The organism is Citrobacter sp. TBCS-14, from assembly GCF_005280805.1.
GTDB lineage: Bacteria > Pseudomonadota > Gammaproteobacteria > Enterobacterales > Enterobacteriaceae > Citrobacter > Citrobacter gillenii.
This window is the reverse complement of sequence record NZ_SZWM01000282.1, coordinates 1-240: the sequence shown is the minus strand read 5'-3', so window position 1 is coordinate 240 and position 240 is coordinate 1. Positions and strand designations below refer to the sequence as shown.

Annotated in this window: 1 pseudogene; it reads right to left on the bottom strand. The window is 54.6% G+C overall.

Annotated features, from left to right (window positions below):
• Positions 1-240: pseudogene (gene tcuB / locus FDX22_RS12530) on the bottom strand (tricarballylate utilization protein TcuB); the annotation flags it as partial.

Below are 240 nucleotides of genomic sequence, written 5' to 3'. Positions count from 1 at the left end.
CCCGCCATCGAGATATTTCAGCGTCAGCGCATTGTGAGAGGCTTCAGCAATGTCAGAGGAACGCGGCATCCCCGGAGAAATCTCCCGCCAGAAGCGGATAACGCCCGCCATCAGCAGACCCATCGCCAGAATAAAGACTGAACCAAACATCCATGCCAGCAGGTTATGCGGGAAAATTTGGTAGAAATCTCCGGCCAGCGGGGGATGGAGTAACGTGCCTGTTAAACCTATAGCGAGGAG